At 69.1% G+C, this 18,928-nt stretch carries 17 protein-coding genes; 7 read left to right on the top strand and 10 right to left on the bottom strand.

The window, feature by feature from the left end; genetic code table 11:
- Nucleotides 1–64 precede the first annotated feature (64 nt).
- Entirely contained in the window at nt 65–2,680 is a 2,616-nt protein-coding gene (gene gspD, locus AGI3411_RS11840; protein ID WP_129527569.1) for a type II secretion system secretin GspD, read from the top strand.
- Complete coding sequence (gene gspE, locus AGI3411_RS11835) at nt 2,677–4,104, top strand: type II secretion system ATPase GspE (RefSeq protein WP_129527568.1); 1,428 nt, start codon at nt 2,677–2,679, stop codon at nt 4,102–4,104. Before gspD ends, gspE begins: the two co-directional genes overlap by 4 nt.
- Before the next feature lie 16 nt (nt 4,105–4,120).
- On the opposite strand, the gene gspN is transcribed toward gspE, so the two are convergent.
- The 9 genes from gspN to AGI3411_RS11790 all read right to left on the bottom strand — a co-directional run bounded on the left by gspN (nt 4,121) and on the right by AGI3411_RS11790 (nt 9,811).
- Nucleotides 4,121–4,870: a type II secretion system protein N gene (gene gspN, locus AGI3411_RS11830; protein ID WP_129527567.1), complete on the bottom strand. Its 750-nt coding sequence runs from the start codon at nt 4,868–4,870 to the stop codon at nt 4,121–4,123.
- Between the two features lies 1 nt (nt 4,871).
- Entirely contained in the window at nt 4,872–5,462 is a 591-nt protein-coding gene (gene gspM, locus AGI3411_RS11825; protein ID WP_129527566.1) for a type II secretion system protein GspM, read from the bottom strand.
- A complete protein-coding gene (gene gspL, locus AGI3411_RS11820; protein ID WP_165359156.1) occupies nt 5,459–6,469 on the bottom strand; it encodes a type II secretion system protein GspL in 1,011 nt (336 codons plus the stop codon). Before gspL ends, gspM begins: the two co-directional genes overlap by 4 nt.
- On the bottom strand, nt 6,448–7,398 hold the full coding sequence (gspK, locus tag AGI3411_RS11815; RefSeq protein ID WP_129527565.1) for a type II secretion system minor pseudopilin GspK: 951 nt from the start codon (nt 7,396–7,398) through the stop codon (nt 6,448–6,450). The genes gspL and gspK overlap by 22 nt, the downstream gene beginning before the upstream one ends.
- Nucleotides 7,395–8,000, bottom strand: coding sequence for a PulJ/GspJ family protein (locus tag AGI3411_RS11810; protein WP_129527564.1), 606 nt, complete (start codon nt 7,998–8,000; stop codon nt 7,395–7,397). Before AGI3411_RS11810 ends, gspK begins: the two co-directional genes overlap by 4 nt.
- Nucleotides 8,001–8,002: 2 nt before the next feature.
- A complete protein-coding gene (gspI, locus tag AGI3411_RS11805; protein WP_129527563.1) occupies nt 8,003–8,404 on the bottom strand; it encodes a type II secretion system minor pseudopilin GspI in 402 nt (133 codons plus the stop codon).
- Nucleotides 8,391–8,879, bottom strand: a complete 489-nt coding sequence (gspH, locus tag AGI3411_RS11800; protein ID WP_129527562.1) for a type II secretion system minor pseudopilin GspH — start codon at nt 8,877–8,879, stop codon at nt 8,391–8,393. The genes gspI and gspH overlap by 14 nt, the downstream gene beginning before the upstream one ends.
- On the bottom strand, nt 8,851–9,279 hold the full coding sequence (gene gspG, locus AGI3411_RS11795) for a type II secretion system major pseudopilin GspG (RefSeq protein WP_129527561.1): 429 nt from the start codon (nt 9,277–9,279) through the stop codon (nt 8,851–8,853). The genes gspH and gspG overlap by 29 nt, the downstream gene beginning before the upstream one ends.
- Nucleotides 9,280–9,364: 85 nt before the next feature.
- Entirely contained in the window at nt 9,365–9,811 is a 447-nt protein-coding gene (locus AGI3411_RS11790; protein WP_129527560.1) for a general secretion pathway protein GspC, read from the bottom strand.
- 394 nt (nt 9,812–10,205) lie between these two features.
- On the opposite strand from AGI3411_RS11790, the gene AGI3411_RS30255 reads away from it, so the two are divergent.
- Genes AGI3411_RS30255 through AGI3411_RS11775 form a run of 3 tightly spaced genes read left to right on the top strand, consistent with a single transcriptional unit; the run spans nt 10,206 to nt 14,632 of the window.
- Nucleotides 10,206–12,215 (top strand): nucleotide pyrophosphatase, encoded by a 2,010-nt coding sequence (locus AGI3411_RS30255; RefSeq protein ID WP_208748069.1) that lies wholly within the window; start codon nt 10,206–10,208, stop codon nt 12,213–12,215.
- A gap of 21 nt (nt 12,216–12,236) precedes the next feature.
- The gene (locus AGI3411_RS11780) at nt 12,237–12,425 is read left to right on the top strand and encodes a hypothetical protein (protein ID WP_129527559.1); all 189 of its coding nucleotides are present in this window, start codon (nt 12,237–12,239) and stop codon (nt 12,423–12,425) included.
- Between the two features lie 35 nt (nt 12,426–12,460).
- The gene (locus tag AGI3411_RS11775) at nt 12,461–14,632 is read left to right on the top strand and encodes a phosphocholine-specific phospholipase C (RefSeq protein ID WP_129527558.1); all 2,172 of its coding nucleotides are present in this window, start codon (nt 12,461–12,463) and stop codon (nt 14,630–14,632) included.
- A gap of 25 nt (nt 14,633–14,657) precedes the next feature.
- On the opposite strand, the gene AGI3411_RS11770 is transcribed toward AGI3411_RS11775, so the two are convergent.
- The gene (locus tag AGI3411_RS11770; protein ID WP_129527557.1) at nt 14,658–15,560 is read right to left on the bottom strand and encodes a LysR family transcriptional regulator; all 903 of its coding nucleotides are present in this window, start codon (nt 15,558–15,560) and stop codon (nt 14,658–14,660) included.
- 105 nt (nt 15,561–15,665) lie between these two features.
- Here AGI3411_RS11770 and ggt point away from each other — a divergent pair, with 105 nt between their 5' ends.
- Complete coding sequence (ggt, locus tag AGI3411_RS11765) at nt 15,666–17,294, top strand: gamma-glutamyltransferase (RefSeq protein WP_129527556.1); 1,629 nt, start codon at nt 15,666–15,668, stop codon at nt 17,292–17,294.
- Nucleotides 17,295–17,352: 58 nt separating this feature from the next.
- Entirely contained in the window at nt 17,353–18,864 is a 1,512-nt protein-coding gene (locus tag AGI3411_RS11760; RefSeq protein WP_129527555.1) for an ABC transporter substrate-binding protein, read from the top strand.
- Nucleotides 18,865–18,928: the final 64 nt, after the last annotated feature.

Below are 18,928 nucleotides of genomic sequence, written 5' to 3'. Positions count from 1 at the left end.
CGTATACTCCGACGCGCTTTCACGTTTTTTCACTCGATTTCACGTTTCAGGCACCTATCCCGTCATGCGTCACATCGCGCAATTCAGCCTTGCGGTCCTGCTGGCCGCAAGCCAACTCGGACCCGCGGCCAGCCCGGCTTACGCTCAACAGGCCGACAATCGCGTCAGTCTGAATTTTGTCGACACGGACATCCCCGCCGTGCTGCGCGCGCTGTCGTTGTTCACGCAGCGCAACTTCCTGGTGGATCCCCGCGTCAAGGGCAAGCTCACGCTGGTGTCGGACAGGCCTGTGGACAGCGGACAGGCGCTGGCCATGCTTACGGGCGCGCTGCGCCTGCAAGGCTTTGCCATCGTCGACGTTGACGGCGTGACGCGCGTGGTGCCAGAGGCCGACGCCAAGCTGCAGGGCAGCGCGGTGGTGGGAGAACCCAGGCTGGCGCCCAGCGCGTCCGGCAGCGGCGCGGGCAAGCCGCCGGCGCCGGTGCCCGTTTCGGCGTTCGCGAAGGGCAGGGGCGGCAACAGCGGCGAAATGCTAACGCGCGTGTTTCCGCTGAAGTACGAGAACGCGGCGAACCTGGTGCCGGTGTTGCGCCCCATGGTGCCGCCGAACAATCCCATCAACGCCTATCCCGGCAACAATACGCTGGTCGTGACCGATTACGCGGACAACCTGGAACGGATTGCGAGCGTCATCGCGCGCATCGACGTGCCCAGTTCCATCGATACCGACGTGGTGCCGGTGCGGTCGGGCATTGCGTCGGACATCGCCGTGCTGGCCTCGCAGCTGCTGGACACGCAAAGCAGCGATCCGACGCAGCGCATCGCGGTGGTCGCGGACCCGCGCAGCAACAGCGTGCTGGTCCGCGCGGGCAGTCCGGCGCGCACGCGGCTTGCCCGCGACCTGATCATGAAGCTCGATGCGCAGCAGAACCGTGGGGGCAACCTGCACGTGGTGTACATGCGCAACGCCCAGGCCACGCGTATCGCGGAAGTGCTGGGCGGCCTGCTGGCGGGCCAGGCGAATTCCGCGCCGGGCGCGGGCAACGGCGCCGGCGCAACCGGCGCCGCCCAGTCCGGCGCGCGCCCGCAGAACACGGCCGGCAGCAACATGGCCCAGCAGGGCATGGGCATGTCCGGCGGGTCGGGTTCGGGCAAGAGCGGGCTGTCGGGCGAACAGGAACGCATCGCGCGTGAAGACACGGGCTCGCAAGCGGTGTCGTATTCGGCCGGCGGCGCCACGATCCAGGCGGATCCCGCCACCAATTCGCTGATCATCTCGGCGCCCGAACCGCTGTACCGCAGCCTGCGCGAAGTGATCGACCAGCTGGACCAGCGCCGGGCGCAGGTGCTGGTGGAAAGCCTGATCGTGGAGGTGAGCGAAGAGAAGGCCGCGGAATTCGGCATCCAGTGGATGACGGGCGCGGGCAACATCAACAGCGGCGGCACCAGCTTCATCGGCGGGACGAACCTGGGCGGCAGCGGCATCACGGGCACCGGCCCGACCTCCATCGATACCTTGGCCAACGGCCTGAGCCTGGGCGTGGTCAAGGGCACGGTGGACGTGCTGGGCAACGAGATCATCAACCTGGGCGTGCTGGCGCGCGCCATGCAGAACACGGGCGAGGCGAACATCCTGTCCACCCCGAACCTGCTGACGCTCGACAACCAGTCGGCCAGCATCCTGGTGGGCAAGACGGTGCCTTTCGTGACAGGCCAGTACGTGACCTCGGGCAGCAACGGCAGTTCCAATCCCTTCCAGACGATCGAGCGCGAGGACGTGGGCCTGAAGCTGAACATCCGGCCGCAGATTTCGGAAGGCGGCGCGGTCAAGCTGGACATCTACCAGGAAGTCAGCAGCATCGACGAAACCCGCTCATCGCCCACCACCGGCATCGTTACCAACAAGCGCGCCATCGATACCAGCGTGCTGATCGACGATGGGCAGATCATTGTGCTGGGCGGCCTGCTGGAAGACAGCGTGTCGCTCAGTTCGGACAGCGTTCCGGGCCTGGGCTCGATCCCGGTGCTTGGCGCGCTGTTCCGCTACGACACGCGCAAGCGCACCAAGACCAACCTGATGGTGTTCCTGCGGCCCTACGTGGTGCGCGACGCGCGCCGCAGCGCCAGCGTCACCATGGACCGCTACGACTATATGCGCCGCGCGCAGGCGGGCGCGCAGCCGGGCAAGCACTGGCTGCTGCCGGACCTGCAGGCGCCGATGCTGCCGCCGCCGGGATCGGCGCCGTCGGTCTCCAACAATGCCTACGACATGCGGCCGGAGCAACTGGCCGATACGATGCGTCGTCCGCCGCCCGTCACGGTGGAATCCTTTGCTGTGCGGCAGTATCCCGCGGCGCCGCAGGCCAGCGATCCGTCGCTGCCGATCCGCGTGAACCTGCCCCGGGGCGTGAGCGTGGCGGTGGATCCCGAGTCGCTCTATGGCGAGGCGGACCGCAGCAGCGCCACCCTGCAGTTCGCGTCCGTCGAGGCGCGGGCCGACGCCGACAAGATCGCGCAGCGGGTGCGCGCCAGCGGTCTGCAGGCCTACGTGCAGCTCGGCCCCGGCGGCATGGGTTACGTGGTGCGCAGCCAGGTGGCCAAGGATCCGGGCACCATTTCCACCGCCACCGCGCTGCTGCGCGAGCTGGGCTACAAGAGCGAAGTGGTTTCGCAGCTATGAGCGCGCATCCCTTGCCCTACGCCTGGGCCCGCGCGCAGCGCGCGGTGCTGTCGCTGCGGGGAGGGCGGGCGCAGTTGACGGTCAGCCCGCGCACGCCCGACTGGGCGGTCCGGGAGATCCGGCGCTGCCACGGCGACATCGTTCTTGCCCAGGTAGACGACGAGGCGCTCGAAACCCTGCTGACGGCCGCCTACAGCCATTCCGAGGACGCGGCGTCGGTCATGGGGGTGGCCGAGAACGAGATCGACCTCGACCGCCTGCTGCAGGACATGCCGGAGGTTGCGGACCTGCTGGAAGCGCAGGACGACGCGCCCGTGATCCGCATGATCAATGCGCTCTTCGCGCAGGCGGCGCGCGATGGCGCCAGCGACATCCACATCGAGCCGTTCGAGACCCATTCGGTGGTGCGCTACCGGGTGGATGGCACCTTGCGCGACGTCGTGTCGCCGCGCAAGGCGCTGCACGCGGCGCTGATTTCGCGCATCAAGATCATGGCGCACCTGGACATCGCCGAAAAGCGTCTGCCGCAGGACGGCCGCATCGCCCTGCGGGTGGGGGGGCGGCCGATAGACGTGCGCGTGTCGACCCTGCCCACCGGGCACGGCGAACGCGCCGTGCTGCGCCTGCTGGACAAGGAAGCCGGGCGCCTGCAGCTGGAGCGGCTGGGTATGGCCCCGGGCGTATTGGCGCAACTGGACCGACTGATCCGGCAACCCCACGGCATCGTGCTGGTGACCGGGCCCACCGGCAGCGGCAAGACCACTACGCTCTACGCGGCGCTGAGCCGGCTGGATGCCGCCACCAGCAACATCCTGACGGTGGAAGACCCGATCGAGTACGACCTGCCGGGCATCAGCCAGACGCAGGTGAACGCCAAGATCGACATGAGCTTCGCGCTGGCGCTGCGCGCCATCCTGCGGCAGGACCCCGACGTCATCATGATCGGCGAAATCCGCGACCTGGAAACCGCGCAGATCGCCGTGCAGGCGTCCTTGACCGGCCACCTGGTGCTGGCCACCCTGCACACGAACGATTCGGTCTCGGCGGTGACCCGGCTGACCGACATGGGCGTCGAGCCGTTCCTGCTGGCTTCCTCGCTGCTGGGCGTGCTGGCGCAGCGGCTGGTCCGCAAGCTGTGCCCCGAGTGCAGGCAGCCGGCCATGCAGGACGGTGCGCGCGTGTTCCATCCGGTGGGATGCGCGGCCTGCAATCACACGGGCTATAGCGGGCGTTCGGGCATCCACGAGCTCTTCACGGTGGACGACGAGGCCCGCCGGCTGATCCATGAAGGCCGCGACGAGCGCGAGCTGCGGCGCGCGGCCGCCGCGTCGGGCATGCGGACCATGCGCGAAGACGGGCAGCGCTGGGTGGACGGCGGGCAGACCTCGCCCGAGGAAATCGTCCGCGTCACGCGCGACGCGTAGCGCTGGCGCCCGGCGCCTACGTGCCGAATTGCACGGTGTCGCCCGAGCGCCGCCCCAGCATGGACATCAGGCCGTCCAGCGCGGCGCGGTCGGCCTCGCCGGCCGTGCGGGCATAGCTCGCCTGTCCCTGGAAGCGCACGCCGCGGCCGTTGGCGCTGCCCTGGCCCGTCACGTCCAGCAAGCCGTTTTCGGTGCTCAGGGTCAATGTGGCGCCCGCCTTGCCGCCTTGTACGCGCAGCACATAAGTGCCGACGGAGGCGACCGGCGCGAGCGCGGTGGCGGCATTGCGCCAGCGCAGCTCGGCCAGCGGGCCCGCTGGAAGGGCGGCGCCCAGGCGCAGGGGCTGCCAGGCGATCTCCAGCATGCCCTGGGGCGCAAGCGTGTTCCAGGGCGCGCCCAGCGCGGCCAGCACCGAGGCGGGCGCGCGCAGGGTCTGGGCGGACAGCGACACGCCGTTCCAGCCGGGCGCCGCGCGTAACGGCCCCTGCAGCCAGGGGTGCGTGATTTCCACGGACAGCGTGTTCCAGCGCCATTGCCATTGCACAGGCTGAGGCAGCATGCGACGAACCCCCGGGGGACCCAGCGCGATCCATGCGCTGCCGCGCCACAGGGTGCCGCTGGCGTCCGCCAGCGTCACCGGCGCGTCGGCGGGCAAGATCGAGAACAGCCAGCGCGCGGGCATGACGGCGGCGCCGGCGGCGGCGGCGCAGGCCGCGCCGGCCAGCGCCAGCGCGGCGCCCTTGCGGGAAAAGCGCGATCCGGCCATGTCAGCGCCGCTCCGTGGCGGGCGGCAGGGCCAGCGTCACCTTGCCATTCACCAGGCCAGGCAGCGGGCGCCCGTAGGCGTTGGTAGCGCGGGCCAGGTCGACCTGCTGGATCCCCAGGCCCCAGTCGCGGGCCGCGCCGTCGAGCCAGCGCAGCAGCACCGACGACGGCGCCTGGGTCAGGGTCAACAGCACCCCCGGACCCGTCTCGGGCTCGCCCAGCGTCCATTGCGCGGCGGGCAGCCCCGCGCGTTCCAGCGATGCGGCAAGTTCGGCGGGCGAGGGCACGGCGCCGGCGGGCGTGGCGGACTGGCGCCGCAGCGCCGTGGCCCGGGCGCTCAGGTCGGCGACCGTTGCCGCCTGCGCGCGCAGCGTGGGCAGCTCCGCGTGGAGCTTGCGCATCGTGTTCAGGGGCGGTTCGATCAGGGTGACGAAAACCACCGCGGCGCCAAGCACCAGCGCGGCGCCGGTCAGCAGCCGCCGCTCGCGCGGCGCCAGCGCCCGATAGCGCTGGCGGGCGCGCGCCAGCGCGGGGTCCAGGGGTTTGCGGACGGAATGCCAGGCGGCATGCAGGCGTTGCGAAAGGGGAGTCATGGCTGAGCGCGCACAATGCGCCAGGTGTGATCGGTATCGGCGCGTTCCAGCTTCAGGCCCAGGGCGGCGGCTTGCTGGATCAACGCAGGGGTTTCGGCGACGCGCTGGGACTGCTCGCCGGCGTCGGCGAGCTGCAGCGTCAGCGCCTGGTCGGCGTAGGTCAGGCGGGCGACCTTGTCGGCGGCGAAGGGCAGCGCCTGCGCCGCGGCTCTGGCGAGCGGCAGGAAGTCGCCCGCGCTGGCCGCGCCCCGGTTGGATTGCAGCGCATCCAGGCCCTGCTGCGCCTGGCGCGCGGGGTCCAGCACCACGGGCAGGCCGGGGAAGGCGGCCAGCACCTGGCGGTGCATGCCGTCCCGCAGCGCGTCCGCCTCGGCGCGCAGTTGCGAGGCGTAGAGGTTCAGCCCGCCGATCCATACCGCGGCGGCGGCCGCGCCCCAGCGCCAGGCGGGACGCCAGCGGGAGGCGCGCGCCGGCGCCAGCTGCGACATGGCCAGCGACCAGGAAGGAGAGGGCGCGTTCCAGCGCGGATCGGCCGGATCGCGCAGGGGCGCGGATGTGTCGGGCCCCAGGGTCTGCGGCGCGATGAGCGCATGGGCGCGCAGGCCCTGGGCGTTCAGCAGGCTCCAGGCGCGCCGCACGGGTTCGCGGGCCGCCCAGGCGAGCGGCACGGAGCCGTCGGCGGCGCGCGGACCGTGGCCGATCGCCAAGGCATCCATGTCGCTCAGCACCAGCGGCTCCAGCGCGCCCTGGACGGCGGCCGCGTAGCGGGCCCGGGCGACGGCGGGGATCTGCACCGTGGTGGCGATCACGTCCGCGGGATGCAGGACGGCTTCGCAGGCGGCTTGCGGGTAGGCGTGGCCCAGCGCGTGCAGCGTGAGTTCGCCCTGCCGCGCGCAGCGGCCGCGCCGGTCGAACCAGGCGTAGGGCAGCGGGGAATCCCCGCCGAACTCGGCGAGGGCGGGCAGCGCGATGCGCAAGGTGTTCTTCAGGGGTTTTCTCTTGTCCATAGCGTGTCGGGTGCGGCCGGCGGGGTGCTGCGCATCAGGGCGTGCATGGAGATCCGCGCGCGTTCGTAGGTAACGGTGCCCATGGCGAGGAACCAGCCGCTGCTGGTGGCGACGGTGGGCGCGGGGGCCTTGATGCCGGTGCCGGCCAGGCGGTTGGCGAAGTCGCCGGTATTGTTGAACCAGTTGCCCCGGTCGCGCTCGCCCGTCATGGCCCGGGCCTGGCTGAGCGACATGCCCGGCACCAGGGCCGCGATGACCTCGGGAGGCGCGGTGTTGACGTTGACCGGCGTGGCCACGGGCAGCACCGTCATCGTGCGGCGCAGTTCGTTGCGCGCGGGCGGGTCCAGCGCCAGCAGCGCCGCGATCTCGTCCACGCCCCGGGGCAGCGGCGCGCGGGCGCCGGGTGCGGTACCGGCTTGCCCTTGCGGAGCGGAGGGGGCGTCGGCGGGCGGCGCGGGCGGCTGCGCCGCCGCCACGATGTCGATGATTTGCCCGGCCAGCGCATCGGGCAGCTGCAGCATGGCCAACAGGCGGCGCAGGACCTGTTCCTGCTCGGGCTGCGGCACGCCGTTGGCGGCCAGGTTGTAGAGGTTGTATTTGCCTTGCTCGTCCTGGACACGGCCCGAGAACACGGCGACCCGGTCGTCGCCGGGCCGTTCGATGCGCGTGTCCAGGATGGGGGTGGCCCAGATCTGGTCGCCGCGCGTGATCGGTTCGCGCCGGCCATGGTCACGCAGGACCAGCCGGGCCCAGTCGATGCCGCCGGCCAGCATGGCGCGCGCCTGTACGCGCGCCAGCTCGTTTTCCACGCGCCGGGTGCTGGCGGTCTGGCGTTGGAACAGGCTGGTGGTCAGCGCCGCGACGATGGCCACGATGATGAGGGCGCTGACCACCGCCGCGCCGCGTTCGCGTTTGGCGGCGGCGTTCACGGCAGCTCCAGGATGCGGCTGAAGCGCTGCGGCGCCGAGGCCGCGCCACGCTCCAGCGTGATTTCTATGCCGGTGGGCGAGGCCGCGAAGCTGGCGTCCGCATCGACCCAGCCGCTGCCCGGCACCCAGGCGCGCAGTTTCAGGGACCGCACGCCGGGCAATAGCAGGATGCCGGCGTCGGGGGCGGGCAAGGGGCTGCGCGCGGCGGATTGCCCGCCCGCGCGCCAAAGGCCGTCCTTGCGGACCTGCCAGTGTACGCGCTGCCACAGGCCGTTTCCGTCCGGATCGGGGCGCAGCACTTCGAGCGTCTGGCCGCCGCTGGTGCGGCGCAGCAGGCGCAGGCCGCTGGTGTAGGCCTGGACGTCCTGGCCGGCTGCCTCGAAGGGCGGGCCGGTGTAGGACAGCTCCACGTCGCGGGCGATCTGTCCCAGCGCGCGGACGATGGCGTCGGTGTCCTCGGCCTGTTCCTCGATTCGGTCGCGGGCGCTGGAGATATTGGCCAGGCCGCGCCAGGCCATGATGCTGACGAGCGCCATCAGCGCCAGGGCCACCAGCACTTCCATCAGCGTGAAACCGGCTTGCGAGCGGGCGGGCGGACGCATGGCTATCGGACGCCGGACAAGAGGCCGTCCAGCTGCAGCAGGACGGCGTCGGGCCGCGACGCGGACGCATCGCGCACCCGCACCGAGACCTGGCGGAAGCTGCGGTTCATCGAGTTCGTGAACTCCAGGTCGCACTGCAGCGCCCGGCCGCCCTGTTCGCACGGCATGGTCCGCGTGCCCGCGCGCGGCAGGACTTGTTCCAGGCGCAGCTGGGCCAGCGCGTTCTGCGCGGCCAGCAGCGCCAGCGTCTTGTCCTGCAAGGTGCGGTTGTTGGCCGCCATGACGCCGGTCGCGCGCAGGGCCGCGCCCATCGCGACGGCGATGATGGCCAGGGCCACCAGCACTTCGATGAGCGTGAAGCCGCGTTCGCGGCCGGGGCGGCGGGGCGTTTCAGCGGATGTCATAGCGTCCCGCGGCGTCGCGCTGGAGGACGACGCGGGCGTCTCCGGCGCGCAGCGTCAGCGTGATGGGCGCGGCAACCCATTCCGTGTTGAAGACGAGGGGCCGGTCCGGGTCGAGCCGCAGCTCCACCGGGCTTGCTGACCAGGCTTGCGGGCGCAGCACGTCGTCCCGCTCCAGCCTGTCCACGGGCAGGGGGGTGTCTTCTTCGGCGCTGGTGCCGGGCAGCCGGCCCCGGCGCTCGAAGGACCAGCCCTGCCCGCTGGGCAGCCAGCGGATGGGGCGGCCGTCGCTGCGGGCCTCGCTCTGCGCCACGGCGAAGGCGTCGGCCAGGCGCTGGGCGTCGCCGCGCAGGCGGTTCTCGCCCTTGCCGACGGACAGGCTCACCATGCTGGCCGCGATGGCCACGATCACCAGCACGACCAGGACTTCGACCAGCGTGAAGCCGCGTTCAGAGTTCCCAGGAGCCGATGTCGGCATCGCCGTTCTCTCCGCCGGGCTTGTTGTCGGCGCCGAACGAGAACACGTCGATATCGCCTTTGACGCCGGGGCTCAGGTATTGGTAGGGATGGCTCCACGGGTCGTTGGGCAGCTTGTCGAGGTAGCCGCGCCAGTTGGCGACGCCCTCGGGCTTTTCGGCCAGCGCGCGCAGGCCCTGTGCCGTGGTGGGGTAGCGGCCGTTGTCCAGGCGGTAGAGCTTGAGCGCCTGCATGATGCCGGCGATGTCCTGCCGAGCGGCCACCTGGCGCGCCTGATCGGGACGGTCCAGCACGCGGGGGACGATCAACGCAGCAAGAATTCCCATGATCACGATCACCACCATGATCTCGATGAGGGTGAAGCCTTGCTGGCGGGCAAGCCCGCGCGGTAACTGACGCACTTTGCAACTCCGGTCTTCAATAGAAGTCCAGGATTGTGGTCATGAAATATGACAGCAATATTGGCGGCCGGGCTTTTGCCTTGCTTCAGCCCGCGTGCGCAATACCGGCCGGGGCGGGCTGAGAGGCCGGCGCGGCCAGGCGGCTGCCGCGCCCGGCTTGTTCGACGGTGACGGCGTCCGCGGCGACCTCGCGCAACACGATGCCCGGCGCGACCTCGTTGCCGACGCGCCAGGCCAGGGGAGGGCCGCCGTCGATGCTGAGCACGGCGGCGCCGTCGGGGCCCGCGGCGATGACGCCGAGCACGGTGATCTGTGTGCGCATGGCTTCGTCTTTGCCGAACCAGAGGGCCACGGACGTGTTGTCGGCGGCGCGCGGCGCGGCCGCGGCGGACACGGCCGGCGGCAGCGACGCGGGGCGCGGCGCCAGCAGGATCGATCCCCACACCCCCACGCCGGTGGCCAATGCAAGTATGGCGATGACACGAAACGCCGCGGGCGCGGCGGGCAGGGCGGAGCGCAGGGAGAAGGACATGGGGTGCGGAACGGCTGGGGTCGACGCGGGGACTATAGCGGGGGTGTGTGACAGGATGGTGAGCGTTGATGGTGTGGTGTCAGACACCCTTTGACGGGCGTCGTGCAGGGGCGGGCGGCGCACCAGGGTGTCAGACACCTGGCGGAGCATGCGGCGGCCAGAAAGTGCAAGTGCCTGACACCCTTACGAACCGCCCTGAAGACTAGCCCCAATGCTCCCCGGGTGTCTGGCACTCACCCCCCGCATAAGCACCCGGTCCCTCTCAACTACTCCCTAGATAAAAAAATCCTGATCCCTCGATCAGCCTTTCTCCTTTCCGCTTCACGGGCCTTTCACTTTTGGCGGCCACCATGTGCGCCAACGCAAAACCTGTTCATGAAGCGAGAAGAGAAGCATGCAAGCATTGGATTGGAGAAAATGGTGCGCCACATTGCTGGCGACCAGCGCATTGGCCGGCTGCGGCGGCAGCGATGACGACAGCGACGACGCCACGGCGCCGCCGACGCAGCCTCCCGTGACCGAGCCGGACCAGACCCGGGCCGACAAGGTGCTGTTCATCGGCGTCGACGGCCTGACCTACGATGCGATGCGGCGCGGGGTGGCCGACCAGTCGCTCGCCAGCATCGGCCAGCTGACCGCCACGCGCGCCTGGACCGGCGGCGTGACGGGCGCCGTCACGCAGCAGCCCACGCTGCCCGCGCCCGGCTGGGCCACGCTGCTGACGGGCCAGTGGGCCGACCAGCACGGCGTGCGCTACACGGTGCAGGGCGAGGCGATCAAGACGCCGACGCTGTTCCAGCGCGTCAAGGCGGCGCTGCCCGAGGCGCGGACCGCCGCCGCCTTCAATTCGACCCTGCTGGCCGGACTCGTCGGCGGCGACCGCGACGCGGGCTACCTGCAGGCGCTGACCGATTGCGCCGGCGTCGACGATTGCGTGGCCACCCAGGCGCGCGATCGCATCACGGAAGGCTATGACGTGGTGGTGGCGCAGTTCGGCGCGCCGGAGCGCGTCGCGTCGGAGTCCGGCTTCGGCGGCGCGTACGACGAGGCCATCCGCCATGCGGACGCCGCCATCGGCACCCTGACCAAGCAGATCGCCGACCGCAAGGCGGACCATCCGGGCGAGAACTGGCTGGTCGTCGTGGCCTCTAGCCACGGCCTGGGCAAGACCGGCGCCAGCGACGGCCGGCCCTTCTCGTCGAACAAGACGATCCTGCTGGCGGCAAACCAGCCGGCGCTGCTCGGCGGCAGCGCCGATGACGCTTCGTTCGACGGCCTGTGGGACAACAATTGGTATGCGCTGCCCAGCGCGGCCGACGTGGCGCCGACCCTGCTGCAGCACCTGGGCGCGCTGCCGGCCGCGGCCGGCTACGACATGGCGGGCACGTCTCTCTCCGGTTCCCTGGCCCTGCGCAATGCCTCGGCGCGCACGTCCATGGACAACAAGAGCGTGACACTGAACTGGGTCCGCGTCGGCGAGCCCACCGGCGACATCGTGATCAGCCGGGACGGCGCGGAGATAGCGCGCGTGCCGGGGACGGCCGCCGAGTACGTCGACAAGGATCTGTCGTTCGATACCGAAGGCCTGCACACGCTGAACTACAGCATGTCCGTGGGCAGCGCCATTACGGCGGTGCGCGCCACGGTCGCCTACACCAAGCCCTTGCCTTTGCTGGCCTCGCTGCGTACCGGCCTGACGATGCTGTTCCCGTTCGAAGGCAATGTCACGGACGTGGCCGCGGGCGGCGGAACCATCACGCCCTATGACGGCGTGCAGGCGCCGGCCTACGCCGACGCGGGCGTGTTCGGCAAGATGTTCAAGAACGACCGCAGCGGGGACCCGATAGGCGCCTTCAAGCTGGATTATCCGGCGGGCATGCTGGACGCGTCGTCGGCCTTCACCATCGGCTTCTGGTACCAGTCCGACGGCACGGCCAACGACCGTTCCATCCTGGGCAACAAGGACTACAACTCCGGCGGCAACCCCGGTATCACCATCGCGCAATGGGCTGGCCCGGTGCTGTATTTCAACCTGGCGGGCGGCGGCGCCCGGGTCGACATCAACAACGTGAAGTTCACCGCGAACAAGCCGGTCTACATCGCGATGACCGTCGACAAGGCGGCCAAGACCCTGACGGCTTCGGTCTACGACAGTGAGCTGGGCTATTCCAGCCGCACCGTCGGAACGGCCGCGGTGGACCTGAGCAAGATCGCTGGCGTCTTCGGGCCGCACCTGGGCCTGAACGAAGACGGACGCGGCACCTACGGCATCTGCTGCGCCGGCACCAAGGGCCCGTACACGATGTACTTCGATGACCTGGCCTATTGGTCGCGCGCCCTGACGGAAGACGAGGTGAAATCCCTGGCCCTGTCCGGCAAGTCCGTTTCCGAACTGTTTCCCTGATGTTCCAAGGATAGAAAAACGATGAGCAAGTCCATGATTTTGCGCGGTTTCATGCGCCTCGGCGCGGTGCTGATGCTGAGCGCCACGCTGGCCGCCTGCGGTGGCGACGACGGCGATGGCAGCGAGCCTCCGGGCAATGGCGGCCAGCCCGAGACGCCGACCCCGGTGCCGCCCACGCCGACCAAGCCCGAATTGCGCTGCGCGCCCTGAGCCCGCTTCCCTCGAATCCATAGGAAATAGAATCCGTGACGTCCGATAAAGACCAGGTCCACGCCGGCAAGCGCCGGTTCCTGCGCAACGCCGCCGCCTCGACCGCGGGGCTGACCGCGCTGTCGATGTTCCCGCCCGCCATCCGCCGTGCGCTGGCGATTCCGGCCAACAACCGCACCGGCACCATCAATGACGTCGAGCACGTGGTTATCCTGATGCAGGAAAACCGCTCGTTCGACATGTATTTCGGCACGTTCAAGGGCGTGCGCGGTTTCGGCGACCGCATCACCATTCCTTTGCCCGACAAGCGCTCGGTCTGGGAGCAGAACAACGGCACGCGTGTCGTGATGCCGTATCACCTGGACAGCACGCAGGGCAATGCCCAGCGCGTGGCCGGCACGCCGCATGATTACCTGGACGCGCAACTGGCGTGGGACGGCGGGCGCATGGAACAGTGGCCGCGCTACAAGCAGAACCAGTCCATGGGCTACTACCGCCAGAAAGAGGTGGAATTCCAGTTCGCCCTGGCCGAGGCGTTCACGCTGTGCGACGCCTACCATTGCTCGACGCACGGCGGCACCAACACCAACCGCCTGTTCCTCTGGACCGGCACCAACGACCCGCTGGCGCAGGGCAACGGCCCGTCCACCCGCAACCAGTGGGACAGCCTGGGCGCCTCGTCCACCGGCTGGACCTGGAAGACCTATCCCGAGCGCCTGCAGGAAGCGGGCGTGAGCTGGAAGGTCTACCAGAACCTGCCCGAGAACTTCGGCGACAACTCGCTGGCCGGGTTCCGCCAGTACCGCCGCGCCAACGAACTGGCCGGCAACGGCAGCAATGGCGCGCCGTATCCGGCATGGACGCCGGCCGCGGACGCCGCCAACCCGCTGTACAAGGGCACGGCAAACACCATGCCCGACGGCGGTTTCCTGCAATCGCTGCGCGACGACGTGGCCAACGGCACCTTGCCGCAGGTGTCGTGGATCGTGGCGCCGGCCACGTACTCGGAGCACCCCGGCCCGTCCAGCCCCATTCAGGGCGCCTGGTACATCCAGGAAGCGCTGGACGCCCTGACCGCCAATCCGGAGGTCTGGAGCAAGACCGTGCTGCTCATCAACTTCGACGAGAACGACGGCTATTTCGACCATGTGCCGCCGCCCGCCGCGCCGTCGCTGAACCCCGATGGCTCGATGGCCGGCGCGTCCACGGTGAATACCGACCTGGAACGCCACACGCGCCCGTCCGCCCAGGATGCCGCCGACGACCGCGTCTACGGTCCGGGGCCGCGCGTGCCCATGTACATCGTGTCGCCCTGGAGCCGTGGCGGCTGGGTCAACTCCCAGGCCTTCGACCACACGTCGGTGCTGCGTTTCCTGGAAGCGCGCTTCGGCGTGGCCGAGGACAACATCAGCCCGTGGCGCCGCGCCGTGCTGGGCGACCTGACGTCGGCCTTCAACTTCGCCACGCCCAACGACGAAAAGCTGCCCGACCTGAACCTGCTGACCCGCGCGGGCGCCGACCAGGTGCGCGCCGACCAGCAGGCGCTGACCGCCGTGCCGCTGCCGGATCCGTCCACCCAGGGCCGGCCGGTGCAGGAAAAGGGCGTGCGTTATTCCCGCGCCTTGCCGTACGAACTGCACACCAGCGGCCGCGCCCAACCCGGCACGGGCGCCATGCGCCTGATCTGCGCCAACACCGGCGCCGCCGCGGCGGTCTTCCACGTGTATGACCGCCTGCACCTGGACCGCCTGCCGCGCCGCTATACGGTGGAGCCGGACAAGCAGCTCGAAGGCATCTGGGACGCCGCGGCCGACGGCGGCAAATACGACCTGTGGGTGCTGGGCCCCAACGGCTATCACCGGCACTTCGCGGGTGACCTTGCGCTGGCGCGCACGGCGGGCCTGAATGCCGAGATCCGGGTCTGCTACGACGTCGCCAACGGCGACATCTATGTCAGCTTCGTCAATGGCGGCACGGCGCCGTGCACCTTCGTGGTCGCGCCCAACGCCTACTACGCCAACCATGAGCGCTGGACGCTCACCGTGCCCGCGGGCGGGCAGGTCGAGCAGCACTGGGCCCTGTCCGGCAGCGGCGGCTGGTACGACTTCACGGCGAGCCTGCAGGAAGACCCCGCCTACCTGCGCCGCTTCGCCGGCCGCGTCGAGACCGGCCGGCCCTCGGTGACCGACCCGGCAATGACGCTGTAAGAGGCCTGGGGCCTGTTTACAGGCCCTAGGCGGCAGTCTGCGCGTCGCGTTCGCGGAACGCCGCGACGCAGCTTGCGCAGATTGCCGCCGTGATGCCCTGGCGGGCGTGCTCGCGCCGTTCCAGCATGCCGATGGAGCGCGAGAGCGGCCCCAGATCCCGGGGCAGGCGGAGGATCCGCAGCTCGGGGCTCTGCTGCCAATTGGAACCGTGGATCAGGGGCAGCAAGGTCACGCCCACTTCCTGCCGCACGAGTTCCACCAGCGTTTCAATGGCGTTGAGCTCCAGGAATTCGTCCAGCGGCACCGCAAGGCGCCGCAGCAGCCGGTCGATCTGCAGGCCGGTGCGCTGGGTGCGGTCGAACCGCAAGAAGGGGTTGGACGCCAGCACCTGGCGCGCGTCCCCGCCCGGCGCCGAACGCGGCGCGATGACCACCATCTCTTCTTCATAGAGCGCCGTCCAGCGGGTGCTGGCCATTTTGCGGCCGGCCTCGACCAGGAAGGCCGCGTCCAGTTCGCCGTCCTCAACCTTGCCGGCCAGTTCGCTGGCCTTGCCCGACAGGATGCGCACATCCAGCTTGGGATGACGCTTCTTCATCCCTGACACCACCTTGGACAGGGTGCCCATGCACGACACGATGCTGCCCACGGAGACCGAGCCGGCGAGCTCGCCCGGAACGGTGCGCGGCAGCCTCATACGGTCGTACAAATCCAGCAAGTGCTTGATTTCCGGTAGCAATTCCCGGCCGGCTGCGTTAAGAATGGCAAGACGGCCGCTGCGGTCGAACAGTTCCCGGCCCAGTTCGGCCTCGAGCGCGCGCATCTGGAAACTGACGGCCGCCTGGGTCAGGGCGACCTGTTCGGCGGCTTCCGAGAAAGAGCCGTGGTGCGCGACGGCCAGGAAAGTGCGCAGGAACCGGATCGTACTCATAAAAAAATCTTTTATGACGGAACAAAAAATCAAATTGATTTAATTAGATCACAAGAGTACTTTCGCCAGGGTCTATGAACACCAATCCCTTATGAGACTAGCCACATGAAATCCTTCGACTGGGGCAACCCGTATCCTTCCGTCCGCATTCCGCTGTTTGCCCGCAACGTGGTCTCCACGTCGCACCCGCTTGCAGCCCAGGCGGGATTGCGCATGCTGCTCAAGGGCGGCAACGCCGTGGACGCCGCCATTGCCGCGGCCGCGACGATCGTGCTGGTCGAACCGGTTTCCTGCGGCCTGGGCGGCGACTGCTTCGCCATCGTTTGGGACGGCAAGGAACTGCACGGACTGAATTCGTCCGGCGTGGCGCCGGCCGCCTGGAACGTCGAGTACTTCAAGCGCAAGTACGGCGTGGGCCCCAATGGCCTGGCCATCCAGCCCAAGCGCGGCTGGGATGCGGTGACGGTGCCGGGCGTGGTGGCCGGCTGGGCCGCGCTGCACGAAAAACTGGGCAAGCTGCCCTTCGAGCAGCTGTTCGAGCCCGCCATCGAGATCGCCGAGCGCGGCTACGCCGTGCCGCCGGTGGTGGCGCACAAGTGGGCCGCCGCCGCGGAAGAGCTCAGCTCGCAGCCCGGCTACGCCCAGGCTTTCCTGCCCGAAGGCCGCGCGCCCAAGGTGGGCGAGCATTTCCGCTTCCCCGACGCTGCCAACACGCTGCGCCGCATCGCCGAATCCAAGGGCCGCGACTTCTACGAAGGCGAGCTGGCCGAGCGCATCGCCGCCTTCAGCAAGGAATGCGGCGGCGCGATGACGCTGGAAGACCTGCGCGGCTACCGCCCGGAATGGGTCAAGCCGATCTCCAAGTCGTACCGCGGCTACGAGCTGCACGAGATTCCGCCGAACGGGCAGGGCATCGCCGCGCTCATCGCGCTGGGCATCGTCGAGCGCTTCGACATGGCCGACATGCCGGTGGATTCGACGCAATCGCAGCACGTCCAGATCGAGGCCATGAAGCTGGCCTTCGCCGACCTGTACAAGTACGTGGCCGATCCGCGCTCCATGCAGGTCACGCCCGAACAGATGCTGTCGGACGCCTACCTGGACAGCCGCGCCAAGCTGATCCGCTTGGACCGCGCCACCCATTTCGAGGCGGGCCGCCCGCACGCCGGCGGCACCATCTACCTGACCGCCGCCGACGAGAACGGCATGATGATCTCGTTCATCCAGTCCAACTACATGGGTTTCGGGTCGGGCGTGGTCGTGCCGGGTACCGGCATCAGCATGCAGAACCGCGGCGTGGGCTTTTCGATGGATCCGCAGTCGGCCAACGTGGTCGAAGGCGGCAAGCGCCCGTTCCATACCATCATCCCCGGCTTCCTGACCCAGGGCGGCAAGCCGGTCATGAGCTTCGGCGTGATGGGCGGCGACATGCAGCCCCAAGGCCACATGCAGACCGTGATCCGCATGATCGACTACCACCAGAATCCGCAGGCCGCCTGCTGCGCGCCGCGCTGGAAGGTCAACCGCGACTTCACGCTGGATATCGAGACCAATATGAAGGCTTCTACCATTGCGGGCCTGAAAGACCTCGGGCATGCTTTGAAGTCCGTCGACGATCCCTATATGGATTTCGGGGCGGGCCAGTTCATCTGGCGCATGTCTGAAAGCGACAACGAGCTGGGCTACGTCGCCGCCAGCGACAGCCGGCGCGACGGGCAGGCCGTGGGCTTCTGATAAGCCCCCACGCTGCGGAAAATATGTACGCACTGCAACCACAAGGGGAAAAAACACAATGAAACGCTTGACCTTGACCTTCGGCGCCAGCTTGCTGGCGCTGGCCGCCGGCGCGGCGTCCGCCCAGAACATGCGGATCGGCCTGCAGGAAGATCCGGACGTCCTGGATCCGCACCGGGCGCGCACCTATGTGGGCCGTATCGTGTTCACGTCGCTGTGCGACAAGCTGATCGACATCGACCCCAAGCTGCACTTCGTGCCGCAGCTGGCCACGTCGTGGTCGTTCAGCCCCGACAACAAGGTGCTGACCTTCAAGCTGCGCGAGGACGCGCTGTTCCACGACGGCACGAAGTTCGACGCGGCGGCCGCCAAGGCCAACCTGGAACGCGCCATGACCCTGCCGGACAGCCTGCGCAAGGGCGAGCTGGCCTCGGTGGAGAAGGTCGAGGCGCCGGACGCCGCCACGCTGGTGCTGACGCTGAAGAAGCCGGACGCTACCTTGCTGGCTCAGCTGTCCGACCGCGCCGGCATGATGCTGTCGCCCAAGACCTTTACCGACGACGTGGCGGCCGTGGGGCGCAAGCCCATCTGCTCCGGGCCGTACAAGTTCGTCGAGCGCATCCAGAACGACCGCATCGTGCTGGAGAAATTCGACAAGTACTACGGCGCGGCGGACTACGCCTTCAAGCGCGTCACCTTCCTGCCGATCCCGGACACCACCGTGCGCCTGTCCAACCTGCGCGCAGGCGACCTGGACATGCTGGAACGCCTGAATCCCTCCGACGTGCCGCAGGTCAAGAGCGACGCCAGCCTGACGTTCGCGCCCGTGGCCGGCCTGGGCTTCCAGCAGTTCATGTTCAACGTGGCCAACGGCAAGCGCGCCGAGGACAACCCGTTCAAGAACAAGCTGGTGCGCCAGGCCTTCCAGTACGCCATCGACCGCAACGCCATCAGCGAAGTGGCCGGCGGCGGCATTTTCGACCCGGCCCAGCAGCCGTTCCCGCCCGCCAGCCCCTACCACAGCGACAAGTTCCCGCCGACCAAGCGCGACGTCGCCAAGGCCCGCGCGCTGCTCAAGCAGGCAGGCTTCGACCGGGTGAAGGCCGAGGTCATGTTCGGCAACAACACCACCACCTCGTCGATCGCCGAGATCGTCCAGGCCATGGCGTCCGAGGCGGGTTTCGACCTGTCGCTGCGGCCCACGGAGTACGCGGCGCTGCAGAAGGAATCGGCCGGCGGCAATTTCCAGGTCGTGATGCTGGGATGGTCGGGCCGGGTGGATCCGGACGGCAATATCCACGCTTTCGTCACCTGCAAGGGCGCGCTGAACGACGGCCACTATTGCAACCCGGAGGTCGACAAGCTGCTGAACGAGGCGCGCACCGTGCCCGATGAAGCCAAGCGCCGCGCCATCTACGACCAGGCGCAGGCCATTCTCCAGGACGAGCTGCCCGGGGTGTATAACTATTACCAGCCCTGGCCCTTCGCGCTGGCCAAGAAGGTGAAGGGCTTCACGCCCTATCCGGACGGCATGATCCGGCTGAAAGGCATGACATTCGCGCAGAAGTGACCACGGGGCGGCTGTTTCCGGCCGCCTCAGCCGGACGCGCCTTGCGCGTCCGGTTATTCTTTGC

Origin of the sequence: Achromobacter agilis, assembly GCF_900496965.1 — a bacterium.
GTDB lineage: Bacteria > Pseudomonadota > Gammaproteobacteria > Burkholderiales > Burkholderiaceae_B > Achromobacter > Achromobacter agilis.
Note: the sequence above shows the minus strand (reverse complement) of the source record. Positions and strands in the feature narration are given on the sequence as shown.